Annotated in this window: 1 protein-coding gene; it reads right to left on the reverse strand. The window is 69.6% G+C overall.

Annotated elements, in window-relative coordinates; translation table 11 throughout:
* Positions 1-183: hypothetical protein (locus tag JMJ55_RS30545; protein ID WP_202829361.1), on the reverse strand; the 183-nt coding region annotated here is incomplete at its 3' end.
* Between the last annotated feature and the right edge of the window lie 106 nt (positions 184-289).

The following is a 289-nucleotide window of genomic DNA, read 5'->3' on the forward strand; positions in this document are numbered from 1 at the left end:
GGGGAAGCCAGCGGCCTGCTGGATGCCCGCCTCGATCGCCGGGTACTTCTCCGCCCGGTAGGCCGCGATCGCGCGGCGTTCCGCCAGGCCGATCGTACCCTGCGCGCTGAGACGCGTCGGCGCGAGAAGCGCCGTGGCGGAAAGAGTGGCAACAAAGCCGAAGATGCTGCGCCGCGTGACCATCGCATTTTCCCGATCTGCTGCGGGAATGGAGCGCCCCGTACCCGTCCGGGCAAGCGGCCTTTCCGTGACGTTTGCGCGAGACCTCGGTTGGCGCTGGCAACCGGCG

The organism is Belnapia mucosa (assembly GCF_016775475.1).
In the GTDB taxonomy this organism is placed as follows: Bacteria; Pseudomonadota; Alphaproteobacteria; order Acetobacterales; family Acetobacteraceae; genus Belnapia; species Belnapia mucosa.